This is a genomic window from Paenibacillus ottowii, assembly GCF_006874425.1.
Classification (GTDB): Bacteria; Bacillota; Bacilli; order Paenibacillales; family Paenibacillaceae; genus Paenibacillus; species Paenibacillus ottowii.
In genome coordinates this window covers 233897-252314 of sequence record NZ_VIJZ01000005.1, presented here as the reverse complement: position 1 = coordinate 252314, position 18418 = coordinate 233897, and the positions used below count along the sequence as shown (strand labels likewise).

The following is an 18418-nucleotide window of genomic DNA, read 5'->3' as shown; positions in this document are numbered from 1 at the left end:
AATAGGTGCATTTCATTCCTCAAATGATTTCTGGCTGACATGCAGGGTTATAATAACCCGTGTAGAGAGAATCCATGATAATTGATGCTGTAGAGCCGGAATGAAAAGAGGAGATTATAATGAAATCAAACAGCGGAAATCGCCTGCTGGTCGTGCTTGGAACAATTATTGTTCAGATGGGGTTAGGTACCATTTATACATGGAGTTTATTTAATCAACCGTTAGTAGACCGCTTTGGCTGGAACCTCAGTTCAGTCGCTATTACATTTTCAATTACCAGCTTTGCCCTAGCGTTTGCTACGTTATTCGCAGGCAAGCTACAGGATAAATGGGGACTTCGTCGTCTGATTTTGTGTGCAGGTGTGGTGCTAGGGGCAGGGCTCATGCTCAGTTCACAGGTAACTTCGTTATCCCTGCTTTACATTTTGGCAGGTATTGTCGTAGGTTTTGCGGATGGAACGGCATATATTACATCACTATCGAATTTGATTAAATGGTTTCCTGAGAAAAAAGGACTTATTTCCGGTATTTCAGTTGGGGCCTACGGAACAGGCAGTCTGGTATTCAAATATATTAACGGGTCGCTGATTCAGTCCGTTGGCGTATCGCAAGCGTTTTTGTATTGGGGAATCATCGTGTTGATCATGATTGTAGGTGGTTCTTTCCTAGTGAAAGAAGCAGTAGTTCTGAATAAACCTTCGGTACAAGATGGAGCTGTACAGCGGGACTACACCGTTAAAGAAATGCTGCGCACCAAGCAGGCCTACCTGCTGTTCGTCATGTTCTTTACCGCTTGTATGAGTGGCCTCTACTTGATTGGAGTGGTCAAAGATATCGGCGTACGGATGGCCGGCTTAGATGTAGCCACAGCTGCTAATGCGGTCGCTATGGTCGCTATTTTCAATACGGCGGGTCGGATTATTTTGGGTGCGCTATCTGATAAGGTAGGTCGTCTGAAAGTGGTAGCAGGTGCACTTTTAACAACGGCAATTGCAGTTACAGTACTGAGTCTGGTACCGCTAAATTTTGGCTTGTTCTTTGCCTGTGTAGCAGGAATTGCTTTTTGCTTTGGCGGCAACATTACAGTCTTTCCTGCCATTGTAGCTGACTTCTTCGGACTGAAGAACCAGAGCAAAAACTATGGGATTGTGTATCAGGGCTTTGGTCTTGGTGCGCTGGCGGGATCATGTATCGCAGCCTTGCTCGGCGGATTCATCCCGACCTTTACCACGATTGCTGTGCTGTGTGTCGTATCGTTCCTGATTGCCCTCACCATTCGCACTCCCGAACAAGGTAAAGGCAAACTGCGCAGCGAACGGAAGAAAAATACCAACGGTGTGCGCAGTATGAAGCCAGGTACAAAATTAGGTTAAATGATTTGAGAAAATAGGACCAGATAAGAGCCAAAAGGCCTGTCATCATTTCTCTAAGGGAGATTATGGCAGGTTATTTGTTTTTCGTATAACTTAATTTACGGTATAATAAAAAGACGTGTAATAAGCCGATATATACAAAAGACATAAGCTAAGAACCTGACAGGAGGACGAGTCATGATCGTGGATACAAGCGGGAATCTGCTTGCCCGCAATACGAAGCTGCGAAATACATATCAAATTCGAAGCGCCTTGTCCCGCAGTGAGCTGGCCATCGTGTATACGGCAAGGCTGTTGGATAATCGAGAAAAGGTCATTGTAAAGGAATTTTTTCCGAATGCGCTGGCTTTGCGGGGGCTGGATCGAAAAACGGTCACTTGCAGCGCTTCGATGCAATCCAAATATGTGGAGTTTATGCATTATTTTTTGCGTGAAGGGCAGATGTTAAAGGAATTAAATCACCCGGGGGTTGTCGGTTACATAGATCATTTTGAGGAAAATGGAACTGCCTATCTGGTCATGGAATACTGTGCAGGCAAGACGCTGGACCGAATGATGAAAGAAGAGGCGGTGCCTACGTCTGATCCTGTTTTTTTATACCAAACGCTGCTGCCTTTAATCGATGCCCTGGAGTATATTCACAGCAAAGGAATTATTCATCGGGATATTAAGCCAGGCAATATTATGATTGGGGACAATGGCAACATCAAGCTGATTGATTTTGGCTCTGCTGTACATTTTGAAGGCAAGGAGCATCCAATCTTCACCACGGCAGGCTATTCTCCACTGGAATTTTACTCTAACCGTTCACGGCAGGGACCGGTGTCGGATATTTATAGCTTGGCCGCCACGCTGTATTATTGCCAAAAAGGATCGCCGCCACCGGATGTGCCTGGCAGATTATTTGCAGACCGGACCGAACGGATTCGGATCGAAAATGCAGGAATTTCATTACTGCCGTATGTCATTCGGCGCGGTCTGGAAGTACAGGCTACCAAGCGTTGCCGCTCACTTCGATGGTTTAAAGCCGCCCTACGTGCGGAATATTGGATAAAAAAAGGGAAGCGCCCACCTCTTACGGTTCGTTAATCGTAAGAGACGGTGCTTCTCTTTTTTTCGGATGGACGTTATCCTGTCGGAGCTTGAATATGGTCGGTGTAGACTGAAGTATTCGGCTTAATCGCTTTGTAGCGCAGCTCAATTTCAGTGACACCGTCCTCAAACGTGATGTACAGCTTATCACCATACGCCATGACCGCTTTTTTGTTGCGGGTCAATCTGACTTTTCCATGCTGCAGGGCGCAGCGTGTATCATGCTTCACGATCAGAGTCCCTTTCTTACCTGCGGAGAACAGGATACGTTCCGCTTCTGGCAAGGGTTCGTGAACGTCAAGGGTACGGAACAACTCCTGCAAGCTGACCTTACGGCCCGGAAAGGAGGTGAGCGGCCAAGATTTTACCGGAATCTCCTGTCCACTTGCTGTAGCGAGAAAATATCCTTCGATTCTTCCGGCAAACTGCGGCTTCGGACGCAAGTACCAATACAGAAGAGCGGCGATCACAATACTGATAGCTATCGTCCATTTAATGGCTGTATACCGCGATTGGACAGATACGGTCAGTATAGCGCTGCTGGACGCTCCTTCCGGGTCTGTAGCGGTGATCTTTAGCTTCGTGTCACCAGTGTGAAGCTCGGATAGCAGCAGGTCATTACCGTTAATCTCAGCATGAATCGCATCCCCGGAGGCTTCTGAATCGAGTTTATAGCTCAGCTTGTCGTGATTGGGATCAACAATAAAATCCGATAAGCTTCGACGGGAATCACCGTCTTCTTTTACCAGGCGAATCGACAGGTCTTTTAAGGCCTGGGGTGCTGCATTGATGGCATGAACCTTATGTACTGTTCCCTTACGGTACCACTGCGGACTATCTAGGGATAGCTGCCATGTATAATCACCGGTTTGTGGGAACGCATATTCGGTATGAAAGGCTCCTGACTTATAGGTCATAGGCACCTTTTTAGCTGTACCTCCCTTTACAGGGGTAACTATAAGATGGGCTTGGAGAGATGTATAAACAGCTTCATCTGTAAGCTTTTGCCCATCCGGTAACAGGAGCTGAGCTTGAAATGGTGTCGCTTGTCCTTTCAGCAATGGTATAGGCTTGTCGCCATGAGTTGCTGTTGCTTGCGCTCCCCCCATAGTAGCTTCAGCTTCCAGGCGATAGCTGCCAAGTAAATTGATTTTAACTAGATCCCCGCGAATGCCCCGCAATTTCAGCTTCACCTTACCTGCCTGTGGATGCTCAATTTTCAAAATCGCATATCGGCTCGACTTGTACCTGCGGACATTTTCTGAATTGGAGTAGAGCTGGGTTTCCAGAAGGGGATGCTCCGACAAAAGCACCAGGTTGGCTTCCTCCATACTAGAATCCGGTAGAGTCACCGTTAGCTCTTGCATCTCGCCAGTAGTCGTAATTGCAGCAACGGGAACGAGCTTGGAGCGAATTTGACTGGCAAAAATCCGGTTCAGAATTTCCGGCAGATCCTCGGCGCTGCTTGTAATAAAAGAAGCTCCTCCCGTCTGAGAAGCGATCCGTTCGAGTTCTTGTCGGTTCACCGTGCCGTCATGGTTCAGACCAATCGTATACACCGGGTATCCCTTGGTCTGTGCAGATTTGATGACAGAGGATACATCGTTATTGGAGTCACCTTTGGAACGAGCACCAGAAGAGGCACCAAAATCAGTTTCTCCATCTGATAATAAGATTATAAAAGGCTGACGCCCTTGGGATGCTCCTGCGGCTAGCAGTTCCGAGCCTTTGCGCAGTCCGAGTCCCAAATCTGTATAGCCGGAACGGTGAAGGGTTCTGATTTCCTGCTGGATCTGGGATTTTTGCGCCGCCACGCCAATCGAGGTCAGTGGTTTGGAGGCGACAATGTGGTGATTGTAAGCAACGAATCCCACGCGTGTACGGTCTGCATCACTCAAGTCCATAAACATACTGATGACTTCGGCGGCAATCCCCTCAGGATCGGTATCCCGCATGGAATAACTGGTATCCAATACAAACACCGCATCATAACCCTCGATCGGGACTGCTCCTAAAGATGCTGCACCAGCCCGATTCTCAGGGCAAATGACCCCATTTAAGCCATTTTGAAAAAATAGTACAAAAGTCATGAAAATGATAATTCCAAGTTTCCTTATTCTGAACATAAGCTCCTCCTTCAGCGAGGCCGATACGGGTGTGCCAACTCTCCCAATCCTTGGGATATAAGGGATAAAGGACCGAAATAGCTGAAAAACCTCACATTAGCCATGAATTTGATACTTTTACGCCTCTCAGAAATATCCAATGAACTTCTATCGGTCATTGGATTCCATTTGTGAATATTTCCCTGAAGAAACAGGTCTAACATATCATAAAAGTTACGTATGTACGCATAAAATGAGTCAAAATGCCCTGTTTCAATCTGAGACTACAGAAATTGACAAAACTGAAGGGTGCTTTGTATGATAGCTTTCGTATCAACGGCAAAAATTGGGATTGAAGTTAGGAATACGAAATCATAAATTTGAAATTTCTGTGTTATCTGACTTTTGATTTTGAAATTATATCTCGTTTATATGCCTGCCGTTAAAAGCCGAATGACACTTCGGAACGATTTTTGAGGTTACATGCCTGTACCGTAAATGTGGTATAAGCTCAATCCTTTGGCGAATTTAAATGTTAAGTAGGGGGGAGGAGGCAAAAGAACTAAAAATGGGTATTCGTCTGTTTCAAATTGGACATTCCATGTCCGTATCTGGAGCAATGGACCTATAACTCATACTTTATTCATTTGCCGACAGCGATGGAAATCATTTATCAAACCAACCGGACTATGCTTTTTGAAGAGATTAACCCGGAAAAGCTGGACCTGATCACCATTGTAGGTGATGTGAAGGGTATCGACAGCTTGAGTGATGAGAAGATCAAGGAAATTAATCAGCACCTTCTGGTGCGCAGCTTTGATGAATTTCTGGATAAGTTTTCACCGACCGTGTATTCGTTTTTTAACGCGGCCAATCAAAAAGTTGTCTACACCCTTAAAAAGCCTGAGGGGATTGATGAGGACAGCATTTCAGAGATTCGTATAAACCAAAGTAATGATTTTCTGAAAATGTTGTTTACGCTCATCGATACCAAACGCAGTCAGGGAATTACCAATGTAGATTTCAAATTTGAAAATCTGCTGGATATGATCTCACCGAAAAAGGTTATGGACGATATTCGTCAAGTCCGCAAAGAAATTCACTATATGTACGGTGAATACGACAAGCTGGATGATGGCGATCCAAAGAAACTCGACATGGGTGACAAGCTGAATGCCATGTTCGAGGAAGCCAGCCAGAACTATAACAACGTCATGGCTATGCTGCCGCTGGCCATTGAGGACATCAAAACCCGACTTCTGCTCGGGGGCGCCCAAGAGGAAAATGCGGGTGAGTTGATCCAGGTGGGTATGCTCTCCATTGGGGAAAGCGGCGAACTGAAAATTATTGAAGCGCCGAAGAGCGAAAGTACTGAGCTGATGCTGTTGGATGAGAACAGCACTGGTGATCTCTCTCAAGTATTCGAAGAAGATTACAACTCTATCACAGATACGCCTTCTGATTATGTGAAGGACTTGGTGGTTCGCACGTTTGTGCCACTTCCAGCCGTTCAGACCAAGGTTGACACAGCGGTTGAAGTTCAGAACTACAACACGTATCTGGAGTTCTATAAAAATGCCAAGGATGATTTCGTGAAGGCGGTTAAGCCGCTGGTAGAAAAAATCCTCGGTGTCAAAATGTTCTTTGACCAATATGCGACGAAGAGCAAAGGAATGCTGCCAACAATGCTGGTGGCGAATAACAAGCTGGACATGCTGGTGAAAAGCAGCAATATCCCGCGCTTGGAAACCTACCTGAACACGGTAAATGCCAAAAATGAATTCAGCGACACCATTTGGTTCGGGATCGTTCCATCGATTGAGCTGGAAGCAGCTGGTAAGGTGAAGGTGTCTCGTGAACGCTTTAAGGGCAACGAGAAAGTCGTGAAGCAAGGCGGAAATTCAATGGAATCGCTCTCGATGCTGCTGCAGGTCGTGAAGGATTACAAAATTCAAATGTTCTTTAACTTTGAATCCGGTGAAGAGACGACCTTCAACAGTATGGCGACAGCAGGCATCGACAAATATGTCGATAAATGTGCAAGCCTTGTACGCAGAGAATACAGTGAATTTGCGATTCCTTGTGTACCAAACTTTACGATTATTCCGAAGGATAAATCGGGTGTCATTATTGATAGCAAAATGCTACAGACCGAAGACGGTGTGCAGCTTTCCAAGGAGAAAGAAGATATTCTCAAGCTGTGGATCGAGGGCGTATATGTGGGCGCTGCCTACGTGGCCGCTGGCTTGGTCGCTGCCTATCAGTGTCCTGAATACCTGCGTGAAACGTTCAAGACGGTCAATAAAAACTTCCCTGGCGTACGCTTTGACATCGAAGCGGGAGACAACAGTCTGCGCACGGTAACAACGATGGCCAAGGAAATCACCGGCTTCACCAACACGATCAAGGATGCCATCAACCGTAAAAACTTTGGCTTTGTATTCTCATCCGAGAATGCACAGATTCAGGAAAAGGATATCCGCCGGATTACCGTCTACAAGGCGAGAAGCATGGCGATGTCTGAGGATGGCTTTGACTCCATCTACAAGACGCTGGTCAGCACGTACATTGAGCGTATTTTGCGCTACCAAACAGGAGACTTCAAGCACGAGAATATCGTCCGCTTCTTCAGTAACAATCCGAGCAGCCAGAAGAGCAAGTGGCTGAGCAGCAGAGGATCTGTGAACTCGATCATTCAGGACGGAGACGATATGAGCTTCATTATTGATGAGAAAAGCAATATGTGTCATATCGATCTGGTCTTCAATGGCAATGTGAAGAACCTGGAAGTCATGATCACTAAGGGAACCAGTTCGGTCAAATCATGATCCGAGCACTACGAAAGATGTTAGAGGCGTTTCTATCCAGGACCGCCTTTATACATAAATCGCGAAGAAGCTCTGCTTCTTCCGCCATTATATTACCTAATTTCAAGGAGGCAACACACATGGGATTCAGATTGAAAGTAGAAGGACAAGAAACAATCGAGCTGGGCTTGGATAACATCCAAACGGTTATTTATGACACCGATACACCGGACGATTCCAATGCACGCTCCACTGACGTAGGCTCCACGCTGCGCATCAGCGGTAAAATCATCACAGCAGTAGATGGTGACAGCGCAGATGACACGCTGAAACTGGCTTTGTGGTCTCTGGTCCCTGCTGAAAAAGCAGACAGCTACCGTAAAGTAACACTGGAAGTTATCGCAGCGGACCAAGTGGTTCGTAAAATCTACTTCCCGAATGCGTTCGTTGTAGACTACAATGAACACTTCGGCGACACAGAAGGTGTAGGTGCATTTACACTCTACATCAAACAAAAGAAAGACAAAACCGAGTTGGCTACTATCGACGGCGGTTATCCAGTTTAAGCTTAACGTCTTAACGTTAAGCGCAGCTTAAACACACACACTCACCCGGCACACAAGTGCAGGGTGGATAAATATTAAGAGGCCTACGGGTCTCTTAATATTTATTTTTTCGGAGAGGGGAACATCACACAATGACCAACTACTATGAGCTGCTCGGTGTCGGCCGGGATGCTTCGGAGGCAGAGATTAAGAAGGCTTATCGTAAACTGGCCAAACAGTATCATCCAGATACGAACCAGGGAAGCGAGGAAGCAACGCGCAAGTTCAAGCTGATTCACGAGGCTTACAATACCTTGCGTGACGAAGCATTGCGGCAGGCATACGATGCTGAGCTCATCCGAAAAGCAACGGGGACTAGCGGAGAACGGCAGGAGAGAGCGAGAGGGGCAGCACCTTCTGGCGGTACGCGCAAGACGACTAAAGGATTCAATCCGGCTGACATTGGCACTGATTTTGAGCAATTTTTCGGCTTTCATCCGAAAACCAAGGAGGGCTCACCAGGGAAGAAAACGAAAAAATCCGGTGATCCGACGGATACCTCGGCGATGTTCAACCAATTTTTTGGTATTCGTAAGAAGTGATGATTTCAGGATAGAAACGGGGGAAGCAAGCAGTGAAAAAGGCACAGAGCAGATGGGTTTTCATCATAGATGTTGCCATGTTCGGGCTGATGCTGGCGATCGCCTTTTATGTGTTTAATCGTACAGGCTACAGCGGTTTGAAGACCGTGGTCGCGATCGGTATTGGAATCAGCGTGCTTGTATACATACTGCGCAATCTGGTGTCCGTTGTACCTGTGCCCAAGCCCAAGACAGAGCGTAAACGGATTGCCAAGCTGGTGTTGATTGATGAAGAAGGTGAGTCCATTAAAGAATGGTATATCGAAGGCGAAACGTCGCTGTTAATCGGCAAAACAACATCGCGCTCTGAGGCGGATATTGATTTAGCAGGTACAGATTATGCCTCCTTGGTAAGTATGGAGCATGCGGTACTCAACCGGGTAAACAGCGACTGGTTTGTGGAGGATGTGGATTCCGGCAATGGGACCGGGTTACGGTCTGCAAACGAAAGTGTCACCAAGAGGCTGGAAAGTGGCGAGCCTTACCGAATTTACTCAGGTGATTTATTATATATTGCCAATACCAGACTGCTCGTTAAATAGATGAAGAAGTTGCGACATCCTTAGATCGCTGTGAAGACAATCATGACAATGGGGGAAGGAAACGACTATGAGTTTGACAAGATGCCCGAACGGACACATGTTTAGTACACGAAAGCACGGAAATGCGTGTCCCTATTGCAATACAGTAGTAAATATAGCCGCACCCAAGAACGCCGAACCAGCAGCGAAAACAAATGTGGCAGGAGACGATGACAAAACCATGCCATATCTAGGCGAGACGGTGGGGATTCATCCGGTAACCGGGTGGCTGGTATGCATCGAAGGCGCACAGGTGGGTCAGGACTATCGCATTATGGCGGAAAAAAACTTTATCGGGCGCGCTGAGGAAATGCATGTTCGTATTATCGGAGACAACACAATTTCCCGCAGAAATCATGCGGTCATTGTGTATGATCCGAAGAAACGCAACTTTTACCTGCTGCCAGGCGATTCGTCAGGCTTGGCGTATCACAATAACGAGGCGGTATATTCACCAGTGGAGCTGGCTGCTTATGATGTGATTCAGCTTGGGCGCAGCAAATTTATTTTTATTCCGCTGTGTGGTGCTCATTTTGAGTGGGATAACGAAAACTAGAACGGAAGTAGGCAATGGTGCAGGGAGGTAACGATATGCAGCCTTATTTTGTTGTATGTGGAGCTGCGGTGCTATTCGCCGTTCTTCTCATCATCCGTATACGACTGACGCGAAGTTCTGGCAGCCGTACCATGAGTGGAATTGAGATCGGAAATGGTCAAACGATCGGGAGTCGAAGTGAGCAGGATGATTATTTTTCCAGTATGACCACCCCTGTCGGTACGCTGGCTGTTGTCGCAGATGGGATCAGCGGGCTGGCCAATGGACGCATGTCCAGTACCTTGGCTGTGACGACTTTTACGAAGGCGTTTGCCAAGCTGGATGATGCAACGAATTTGAACAGATATTTTGCCGAGGCGGCAACTCAAAGCAATCGCGGCATTTTGCAAAATTTAAACGGGCAGGGCGGAGGAACGACGCTGGCGGCGGTCATTGTGTGCGGCTATCAGCTGTATTACGGAGCGGTGGGCGACAGCCTGATTACCATTTACCGCAATGGTCATTTTCAGACAGTCAATTCCAAGCATACAGCGGAAACACTGCTGGAGGAGCGAGTGCTTGCTGGACAAATGACTTCGGAGGAGGCCAAAACGAGTCCTGTACGGAATCAGCTGGTCAACTACTTGGGCTATGAAGGCTTTGAGAGCATGGAACTAGGGACTGCACCCATTCGTCTGTATTCCGGTGATCATGTGCTGCTGTGTAGTGACGGTATTCAGGAGGCGCTAACGGAGATTGAAATGGAAGAGATCATGCGCAGGGGTGGAACACCGCAGGAAGCGGCGGATGCCATGATCGACGCTATTAATGATAAAGGCTATAAAAGTCAGGATAATGCGACAGTACTTATTTTGGCGATAGGATGAAACAAGAAAGACGGGGATAGCGATGCGCAAGGACAACAGCGATTTTAGTACCGCCTTTGTGTCGGAAGCGGGCTCTTACATAGACAACCGGGACTATTTTGCATTCATGGAGACGGACGACATGGCCTGTTATGTCCTCGCAGACGGTCTGGATTCGGATCAAGAGCTGCGCAGCGCAGAAATGGCTGTCAAAACGGTGCTGGAAAACTTCATGGAGAAGCCCACCATGTCCAAACGGCGCTTGATGAGAGATCTGCGTGAAGCGCAGGAATGGTTGCAATTTGAAAGTCGTCGCGTTCGGCTCAAGGCCAGTTTGCTGATGGTCGTAACCAACTACAACAAAATGGTGTACGTTTCGTGCGGTAATGTGCGGCTATATCATTTTCGCAATGGAAGACTTAACTTTCGCAGTAAGGACCATAGCCTGGCTCAATCACTGGCAGATGATGGACGTATTCCAGATGAAGCGACCAGTACACATGAGGAACGAGGCAATCTGCTGGAATACCTGGGAAATCCGAATGGGGTTCATGCCCATTATGCCAAAAAGACACAGCTTGCAGATGGCGATGTCCTGCTGCTTGCAACATCTGGGATGTGGGAGGACGTTGAGCTGGCGGAAATGCTGGGTGCGCTGGAGGAAGCGAAGGACCCGGTCATGCTGACGGATACATTGGAAGAGGTTCTGCTGAGCAAGCAGCGCCGGACGGTGAATAATTACACAGCTGCCGCTATTTATGTCAATAAAGTGTTTCAGGAAAAGCCTAAAAATCGCCGCAAGCTGATCAAACGAATTCTGATTGCATTGCTTGTTTTTATTGTGATGGGCACGGGAGCATGGATTACACTGGCACGTATGGCTGCGAATAAGGCGGCTGCGCTGGAAGCGATGATCGAGTCAGCCCAGGCTGCAGATGATTACGCAAGGACGGGGGATTATGCGAAAGCGCTCAAATCCTACAGTGAAGCGAAAAATGCGGCGATTAAGATTAACGATAAAATTCACAAGCGACTGTATACAGCTGAGCAGAAAGTATCTCAATTGATGGTTGATGGAGACGGCTATGTGGAAAAGGCGGACTTTACCAAAGCTGAAGCCAGCTACGAGAAAGCACGGAAAAGTGCCGGGCTATATCCACCGTTTAATGTGAAGGACATTGAGCATAAAATCGACCAACTGGACAGCTATGCTGAGACCGCGAGTTGGATGAAGGACGGAGATTTAAAATTCCAGGGTGGCGATTATACCAATGCGCTTAAGCTGTACAAAAAAGCAAACAAGGCAGCGATGGAATCTGGTTATACGTCCGCACAAAAAGAGCTGGAAAAGAAAATAACCGAGACCAACGACAAATTAACATCCATCCAGCAGCAGCTCAAGGAGATTCAAGCTGGCAAGCTTCAGGCCAAAGGGGATCGGATGATGAAGGATCTCGATTATGAAGGAGCCATTGACGCCTATAGCGGAGCCCAGGAGATTTATCAGGAGATTGATAAGCTCGAAAGCGTTCTGGCAATGGAGCGGAGCATAGCCAAAGCGGAGGAAAAGCAGAGCGCAGAGCAGCAGAAAAATGGTCAGCTTCCTGCTGGGTTGGGATTGTCTGACGGAGCGATGAATGAAATGGACGCAGGGGGCGCGGCGAATGTAGCTCCATCTTCCGCTGCGGCAACCCCGGCCACAGCATCGCAAACGAAGGCTGCGCCGACAGCTTCAGCGGGTACGACGCCCGCTAAAAAGGAAGCTTCTCCGGCTGCAAAGGGCAGTGGTACGGGAAATGGCAACGCCTCTTCGACCAAGGCGGACACCAGCAAAGAGCAAGGAACTGCTGATTCCGCTGCTAAAGCAGCCGGGGAATCTGATCCACCAAGTCAGGATCGGCCTGCGGCTGACGGGAAATAAAGTTTTTAATGTTCAATGAATGCTGGAGCCGGAAAGGAGTGAGACGTCGTGAAAGAGCTGGTACAGGACCGTTTGAGCAAGATGGACGATTTAGAGCAGAGACGTTTGCTGAAAAACATGATGGCCGGGGTATTTATGAACCTCGTTGAATATCAGGAAGAAATGACCCGCCAGCTAGAACGGCGGGTATTTGAGGAAATTGAGAATACGGAAGAAAAGTTTGATGTGTATGTGTCATTGACTTCACGTGAGGACTATGACCCGATTCATGAATTTTTATATCCTGTGTTGCCTTCTGATGCAGAAGAAAAACAGGTAGACATCAGTCAGGTGGCAGAAGTGGTTCGCGAGGGCGGGGAGATGCCGCTCTTTACGCTTTTTCTTGAGATGGAGACCGAACGAATCTCGGCACTGGTACGCAGTAAACGAATTTTCTCAGGAATGCTGGTCACGGAAACCGGACACTATCCGATTCGTTTTCGTCTGGAGCATAACCGCTCTTATATTTTGGAGATTGAGCAGTTATATCATACGTTTATGCAAAACGGCATGCCGTGGAAAACGATTAATCACCCATACGCTTATAAATTTGTGGATTGTGTATTGATTGGTGGGGACGGCGAGCTGGCTGCCCATGAGGAAATTCATGAAATTACGATTTCGTTGGAGGAATTCGACAATTTTAAGAAAGCCGATGTTTTTCCGCTGTGGAACATTGAAAGGCTGGCTCTAAAGAACAGCGGTTTTCCTATACCCGCTATGGATCGTGTGAACTATGAGCATGTGCTGCCTTTGCGTAAAACAGGACCAGAGCATGGCTACCTGGTTGACGGGACTGAAAGCGATATTCGCTATATCAAGCGGACAGAAGAAGAAATGACGATTGTTACGCCACGTGATAAATCTGGCGAATGGAATGTGCTGAAGGTTACGAAACCAATGACCACAAAACTTAGTCGTCAGACTTACCCGGTATTGTCCAATCGGCGGCAGGACAGCTTTTTGGGCCGCTATGCAGGGAAACAGGCCGTGATTGTCCGTGCCAAAGCAGAGATCACACGCATCGTCAATTCGTTTGAAGCGGCACAGGGGCTTGAACTGGAGTGTGTGAACATCTGGGGAGGCGCAGGAAGAAATGATATAAGCAACCTTGTAACCCAAACCCAGACCTACCCACTTAATCCATTTGTCAGCGATAATGTACGCACAGAAGATGGCAAGCAGATCATGCGTTTGGGGTTTAGACGTGGCACGGAGGATGTTTTGCCCCTCGCACCTGCTTACATGTTATCCGATTTAATGAGCTTTCTAGTATCGGAAGTGCAAATGTATTTTCCCGAGTACAAGTGTGAAGGAGAATGGGTGTGAATTACGTCTGGGATTTGCTCATGCGGGCGAGGGAACAGGGACTGGATGTAGATAAATTCCGCTTTGTACCCGCTGTCAGCTACTCCCCGTATATGGAGCTTAGTTTGGCAGAGTTGAATACGTCCCATTTGGAGCAGGTAGTAGAGATTAATCCATACTACCGCTTTTATTCTATTTTTCGGGATTTGTTTCCACCGGATGCAGCAGAGTGTCTGGAACTGAGAGAATCGTTATTTGATATCATGATTCATTTTTTGGCGGAAATCGATTTGTATCAAGGGATGAATCGACGAGAGTATCATATAAGGTTTGTTCAGCGTGATATTGCGGACGGTATCTTTGGGCCGAAGGTAAAAGAAGGCTTTGGCCAATTAAACCGTGAGGATCGGGATGCGATTGGGGAAGGACTGCTGCGTCTCTATGAAACAGGGGAGGCCGTGCATCTGCTAAAACAAACGTTGCGCCGCGTTTTCCATCGCTCGATCATTTACACTAACTGTGAGGAAAAAGACGAACTGCTCATATATATCGGCCAGGAGGAGACGACGCTGTCGCGAATCAAGGTGGATTTGATTCTGGATTTGTTTCTCCCGGCACGATTTACGACGGAATTGTATTGGACAAGCCATTTTGGCATTTTGGAGGAAGATCCTACGATGAAAATAGACGCTATCGCCCTCTATTAAGGCTGAATGGCTAAGAAAGGATATGTGAACGATGAACGGACCCTATACATACAGGTTGCTAGACCCGCTCACCGATCGAAAAAGCGTCCGCAGTATGACGAAATACACGCGGGCGGAATTGGAGCAAATGACGACCTTTCAGTTGCGCGGGATATGTGATAAGGAGCGACTGGTCGAGGGCTTTGCGAATCGTCTGGCACGTGAAGAATTAATTCGTGTGATTTTGCGATTTCGAAGCGCAGAGGAGCATCTACTCATCACAAGGCCGAATCCTGGCGGTTTTGAACGTATGGAATCGGCACTACAACGCAACTGGAATGACCGCCGGCAGGAAAGCGGTGGTATCCGGGTTCCCGCCAAAATCACGTTGTATCAGGGAGTGCGCACAGGTCGCATGGACAACTACCGGATCGAGTCCGATTTGCCGTGGCTGAGCTCTTCTAATGTGCTGCTGGTAAATGCGACAGGAGAACTGTGCGGTGTTTTGAATTTGGTGAAGGATGAGGGGCGAGCAGGCGTATATTATCTTTCTCGTCATCGCGATGCTGAACTGCGAGAGACATCCAATCATAGTTATAGCCTGCTGTTTCTACGAAGACAGGAATCAGAATACTTTTATAACCTCTACTATGGAGATAAGCCGATGCTGCCGCTGAAGCTTCAAGTTCACCGCATTCCGGTGGCCGAACTGATTATTCGGGGCACGGAAACAACCGATGCGGTACTGGCGATTGATTTTGGTACCTCGAACACCACGGCAGGTGCTTATTTGGACAGTTCCTACGTTACGGCTCCTGATACAGGCTTGAGCAGCACGGTAAGGTTGAACGCCATTAATTATGTATCATTCCCCGGACCGGAGGGTACGGAAGGCGAATGGATCGAAGTGTTGCCGACCGCCATTCGCGTCGCGGACTGCTCCAATCCTGAGCATATCGTTTATGGTTTTGGGGAAGAGGCACTACGTGGAAGCGATGTGGCAGGCAGCCGTGCCACGGTATTGCGCGGGATCAAGCGTTGGGTCAATGACTATAAGCGAATCGAAGAGTTAATGGATTCTGAGGGGAATACAGCAACCGCTTCCCGCAGCGATATTCTGGCGGCGTTTATCCGTTATGTGATTGCTACTGCGGAGCAGCAATTTAAGTGTCGATTTCGCAACCTTCACTTTTCTGCTCCGGTCAAGCTGCAGCCCCAATTTATTGAAATGTTTAGCGATATTTTGCCTGATTACCGGATTGAAGCGGAGGATGCGCTGGACGAAGGGCTGGCCGTACTGTACAACACGCTGGCAGACCAGATGGAACGAGGAACTTTCGCTGATGGTGAGGAGTACCAGGCACTTGTCATTGACTGTGGTGGAGGGACTACAGATTTGTCTTCCTGTCGCTTCCGGATTGAAGACGGACGGATTGCCTACAAGCTGGATATTCACACAACGTATGAAAACGGGGATACCAATTTTGGCGGCAACAATCTGACGTATCGGATTATGCAGTTTATGAAAATTGTATTTGCAGGGTATTATGCTGCCGAGACGCGTTTGCCTGACACGGATATTGATGCCCTGATCGGCATTCCTTCGGGAGATTTGTACCGTCATGTGGATGAGTTTGGTGTAGATGCTGTCTATGCAGGGTTGGAGGAACGCTACCGTGAGGCAGAGGCGATTTTGCCTACCGCGTACAAACGGTATGAGCATGCTACACGGGATGAATATCAGCGGGTGCTGAGCAATTTTCAACTGTTGTGGAGTGCAGCAGAAAATATGAAAAAGGAATTTTTTCTACGTACAGGGATCTTGCGCAGCCGCTTCGAATCCGAGCAGGTATTATCCGCTGAAAGCGACCTGAACATTGCAGTCATGGATCGTTGGCTGGTCTCAGTCATCGAGAACGGACGGTTCCGTGATGAATATGGCTTGCCTGACGTGGTGTTTAACATTCGGGAAATACAGCAGCTTCTTAAGGCAGATATCTATAATATTGTGCGCAAGTTTTTGGATGACTTTTATTTGGAGGGACGCTTGCAGGATTATTCGATTATCAAACTGACCGGACAGTCCTGCCGGATAGACGTGTTCCGCGAAGCACTCAAGGAATTTGTGCCAGGGCGCAGTATTGAGTTCCGACAAAAGGCAGAAGACCTGAGCCGGGTACCTGAGTTGAAAATGGCCTGTCTGCGCGGGGCTATCCGCTATCTGAACGCGAAAAAAATGGGGACGATTGAGCCTGTCATTACCAATCATATTCCATCTATTCCGTATACAGTCAGCGCATGGACACATACGGGACGGGAGAAGGAGCTGATTGCGAGTTTGGAAAGCAATCGGGTACGCGGTTCGATTTCCCGGCCGTCTCAAGCAGCCGAAGTGGAATTCTTTCTAACGGCCAACGGCGGCAAGTTGCGTCAGCGTCATGTGTACCGCAGTCGGCCAGATGCTTTTGAACCCATGCCGTATGAGGAAATTGCTGGGCTGTACGGGCAGGATATCCCACAGGATGATACGGACTCCATTCGCAATGAGGAGACGAAATATTTTGTTTTTGTCGGGGATAGCCGTTGGGGTTTTTATGTAGTGCCGATTACCCGCCGTGATGAATTGCTGTATCTGGGTCCCAAGCGCTTTTTTGCCTTCGAAAATGATCTCTCCGAGCTGGATTTCTTTGATGGTACTAAGTAGGAAATTAAGATTTTGCAAAATGCCGAATCAGAAATATACACAACGCTTGGAGGGAATAACGTGCTGTATGCAGGTTTTTGGAAACGAACCTTAGCTTATATCATTGATAGCATTCTTTTAGGATTTGTATTTTTCATCATTGGCTTGATCTGGATTGTGATTCGGGCTTTGGGAGATTGGATACCATCCCCCGCAGAAACCTCTTTGCTGTCAGATGGAGCGAATTTTATTTTGACAATGAAAACGGTCGGACGGACATTGCTGAACTGGGGAGTTATATGGCTGTATTATGCGCTCATGGAATCGTCCAAATGCAAAGCCACAGTGGGCAAACTGGCCCTCGGCATTGTTGTGCTCGATGAGTTTAACCACAAGCTTAGCTTTGCACGGGCAAGTGCACGCTACTGGAGTAAGCTTTTATCGTTCATCATTTTGTTCGTCGGCTTTATCATGGCAGGCTTTACGGCGAGAAAACAGGCCCTTCACGATCTAATCGCCCGCACCTATGTTTTGGATAAACGCGAGCTGAATTATATACTTCGCGAGCAGGAGCAACGTGCAGCCGGGATGTAAGGATATCAACAGATTCAAAGGTTACGATGAACTGTAGTTTTCAATCAGGGGGAGCAGCAGGATGTACGCTGGTTTTTGGAAAAGGTTTTTCGCCACTTTGCTAGATTATACCATTTTATTTGTGATTATTCGTTTATTTTCTACATTGCTATTTGTAGCGATAGGATTTGTATCTGCCTTCTTAAAAGTGCCAAAGTTTTTGGAGCATGGTTCACTCATAGACGATGAATCGTTGAGAATTGTGGGAGCTATTACTCTTTTTGGCCCTCTTCTATTGGATTGGCTATACCATACGATCATGGAATCATCAAATTGCAGAGGAACGGTAGGTAAGCTGGCTGCAGGGATTGTTATTGTAGATGAAAATAATAAAAAAATATCTTTTGGTCGGGCCAACGCCCGCTACTGGAGTAAAATCGTCAGCTTAGTCACTATTCTTGCCGGTTACATTATGGTGGCCTTCACGGCTAAAAAGCAGGCACTGCATGACAAAATCGCTTGTTCCTATGTGGTAAACAAAAAATGGCTCTATTACTCAGAGTGCAAAAAGCTTAACTCACAGATTCCGGAGGTAACGGTACCGCCTCCCGCGCCCGGTGTGAATCGGCTATCTGTTCCCCTGAATAAAGAAGATTAGAGAAA

General features: G+C 47.5%; 15 protein-coding genes. 14 read left to right on the top strand and 1 reads right to left on the bottom strand.

The window, feature by feature from the left end:
• Positions 1-119: 119 nt before the first annotated feature.
• The gene (locus tag FKV70_RS14230; protein ID WP_063212069.1) at positions 120-1373 is read left to right on the top strand and encodes an L-lactate MFS transporter; all 1254 of its coding nucleotides are present in this window, start codon (positions 120-122) and stop codon (positions 1371-1373) included.
• A 177-nt stretch (positions 1374-1550) separates the two neighbouring features.
• A complete protein-coding gene (locus tag FKV70_RS14225; protein ID WP_064796824.1) occupies positions 1551-2462 on the top strand; it encodes a serine/threonine protein kinase in 912 nt (303 codons plus the stop codon).
• Positions 2463-2500: 38 nt separating this feature from the next.
• Here FKV70_RS14225 and FKV70_RS14220 read toward each other — a convergent pair whose 3' ends face one another.
• Positions 2501-4591, bottom strand: coding sequence for a vWA domain-containing protein (locus tag FKV70_RS14220; protein WP_142613253.1), 2091 nt, complete (start codon positions 4589-4591; stop codon positions 2501-2503).
• A 638-nt stretch (positions 4592-5229) separates the two neighbouring features.
• On the opposite strand from FKV70_RS14220, the gene FKV70_RS14215 reads away from it, so the two are divergent.
• The 12 genes from FKV70_RS14215 to FKV70_RS14160 all read left to right on the top strand — a co-directional run bounded on the left by FKV70_RS14215 (position 5230) and on the right by FKV70_RS14160 (position 18413).
• Positions 5230-7398: a transcriptional regulator gene (locus FKV70_RS14215; protein WP_142613315.1), complete on the top strand. Its 2169-nt coding sequence runs from the start codon at positions 5230-5232 to the stop codon at positions 7396-7398.
• A gap of 119 nt (positions 7399-7517) precedes the next feature.
• Positions 7518-7943, top strand: a complete 426-nt coding sequence (locus FKV70_RS14210) for a hypothetical protein (protein ID WP_007431573.1) — start codon at positions 7518-7520, stop codon at positions 7941-7943.
• A gap of 131 nt (positions 7944-8074) precedes the next feature.
• Entirely contained in the window at positions 8075-8524 is a 450-nt protein-coding gene (locus tag FKV70_RS14205; protein ID WP_142613252.1) for a J domain-containing protein, read from the top strand.
• 32 nt (positions 8525-8556) lie between these two features.
• Positions 8557-9105, top strand: a complete 549-nt coding sequence (locus FKV70_RS14200) for an FHA domain-containing protein (RefSeq protein WP_142613251.1) — start codon at positions 8557-8559, stop codon at positions 9103-9105.
• Positions 9106-9172: 67 nt separating this feature from the next.
• The gene (locus FKV70_RS14195; RefSeq protein ID WP_142613250.1) at positions 9173-9700 is read left to right on the top strand and encodes an FHA domain-containing protein; all 528 of its coding nucleotides are present in this window, start codon (positions 9173-9175) and stop codon (positions 9698-9700) included.
• Positions 9701-9735: 35 nt separating this feature from the next.
• Positions 9736-10566, top strand: coding sequence for a PP2C family protein-serine/threonine phosphatase (locus FKV70_RS14190; protein ID WP_142613249.1), 831 nt, complete (start codon positions 9736-9738; stop codon positions 10564-10566).
• Positions 10567-10588: 22 nt separating this feature from the next.
• Entirely contained in the window at positions 10589-12466 is a 1878-nt protein-coding gene (locus FKV70_RS14185) for a PP2C family protein-serine/threonine phosphatase (RefSeq protein WP_142613248.1), read from the top strand.
• A gap of 48 nt (positions 12467-12514) precedes the next feature.
• Positions 12515-13834, top strand: a complete 1320-nt coding sequence (locus FKV70_RS14180) for a normocyte-binding protein (protein ID WP_142613247.1) — start codon at positions 12515-12517, stop codon at positions 13832-13834.
• Positions 13831-14520, top strand: a complete 690-nt coding sequence (locus tag FKV70_RS14175; RefSeq protein WP_142613246.1) for an iron-dependent peroxidase — start codon at positions 13831-13833, stop codon at positions 14518-14520. The genes FKV70_RS14180 and FKV70_RS14175 overlap by 4 nt, the downstream gene beginning before the upstream one ends.
• 31 nt (positions 14521-14551) lie before the next feature.
• Positions 14552-17203 (top strand): Hsp70 family protein, encoded by a 2652-nt coding sequence (locus FKV70_RS14170; RefSeq protein ID WP_142613245.1) that lies wholly within the window; start codon positions 14552-14554, stop codon positions 17201-17203.
• A 60-nt stretch (positions 17204-17263) separates the two neighbouring features.
• Positions 17264-17776, top strand: a complete 513-nt coding sequence (locus FKV70_RS14165; RefSeq protein ID WP_142613244.1) for an RDD family protein — start codon at positions 17264-17266, stop codon at positions 17774-17776.
• A 61-nt stretch (positions 17777-17837) separates the two neighbouring features.
• On the top strand, positions 17838-18413 hold the full coding sequence (locus tag FKV70_RS14160; protein WP_142613243.1) for an RDD family protein: 576 nt from the start codon (positions 17838-17840) through the stop codon (positions 18411-18413).
• Positions 18414-18418 lie beyond the last annotated feature (5 nt).

Excerpts from the sequence above, each read along its gene's own strand:
- FKV70_RS14230 (WP_063212069.1), top strand. The coding sequence starts at position 120 with ATGAAATCAAACAGCGGAAATCGCCTGCTGGTCGTGCTTGGAACAATT.
- FKV70_RS14225 (WP_064796824.1), top strand. The coding sequence starts at position 1,551 with ATGATCGTGGATACAAGCGGGAATCTGCTTGCCCGCAATACGAAGCTG.
- FKV70_RS14220 (WP_142613253.1), bottom strand. The coding sequence starts at position 4,591 with ATGTTCAGAATAAGGAAACTTGGAATTATCATTTTCATGACTTTTGTA.
- FKV70_RS14215 (WP_142613315.1), top strand. The coding sequence starts at position 5,230 with ATGGAAATCATTTATCAAACCAACCGGACTATGCTTTTTGAAGAGATT.
- FKV70_RS14210 (WP_007431573.1), top strand. The coding sequence starts at position 7,518 with ATGGGATTCAGATTGAAAGTAGAAGGACAAGAAACAATCGAGCTGGGC.
- FKV70_RS14205 (WP_142613252.1), top strand. The coding sequence starts at position 8,075 with ATGACCAACTACTATGAGCTGCTCGGTGTCGGCCGGGATGCTTCGGAG.
- FKV70_RS14195 (WP_142613250.1), top strand. The coding sequence starts at position 9,173 with ATGAGTTTGACAAGATGCCCGAACGGACACATGTTTAGTACACGAAAG.
- FKV70_RS14190 (WP_142613249.1), top strand. The coding sequence starts at position 9,736 with ATGCAGCCTTATTTTGTTGTATGTGGAGCTGCGGTGCTATTCGCCGTT.
- FKV70_RS14185 (WP_142613248.1), top strand. The coding sequence starts at position 10,589 with ATGCGCAAGGACAACAGCGATTTTAGTACCGCCTTTGTGTCGGAAGCG.
- FKV70_RS14170 (WP_142613245.1), top strand. The coding sequence starts at position 14,552 with ATGAACGGACCCTATACATACAGGTTGCTAGACCCGCTCACCGATCGA.
- FKV70_RS14160 (WP_142613243.1), top strand. The coding sequence starts at position 17,838 with ATGTACGCTGGTTTTTGGAAAAGGTTTTTCGCCACTTTGCTAGATTAT.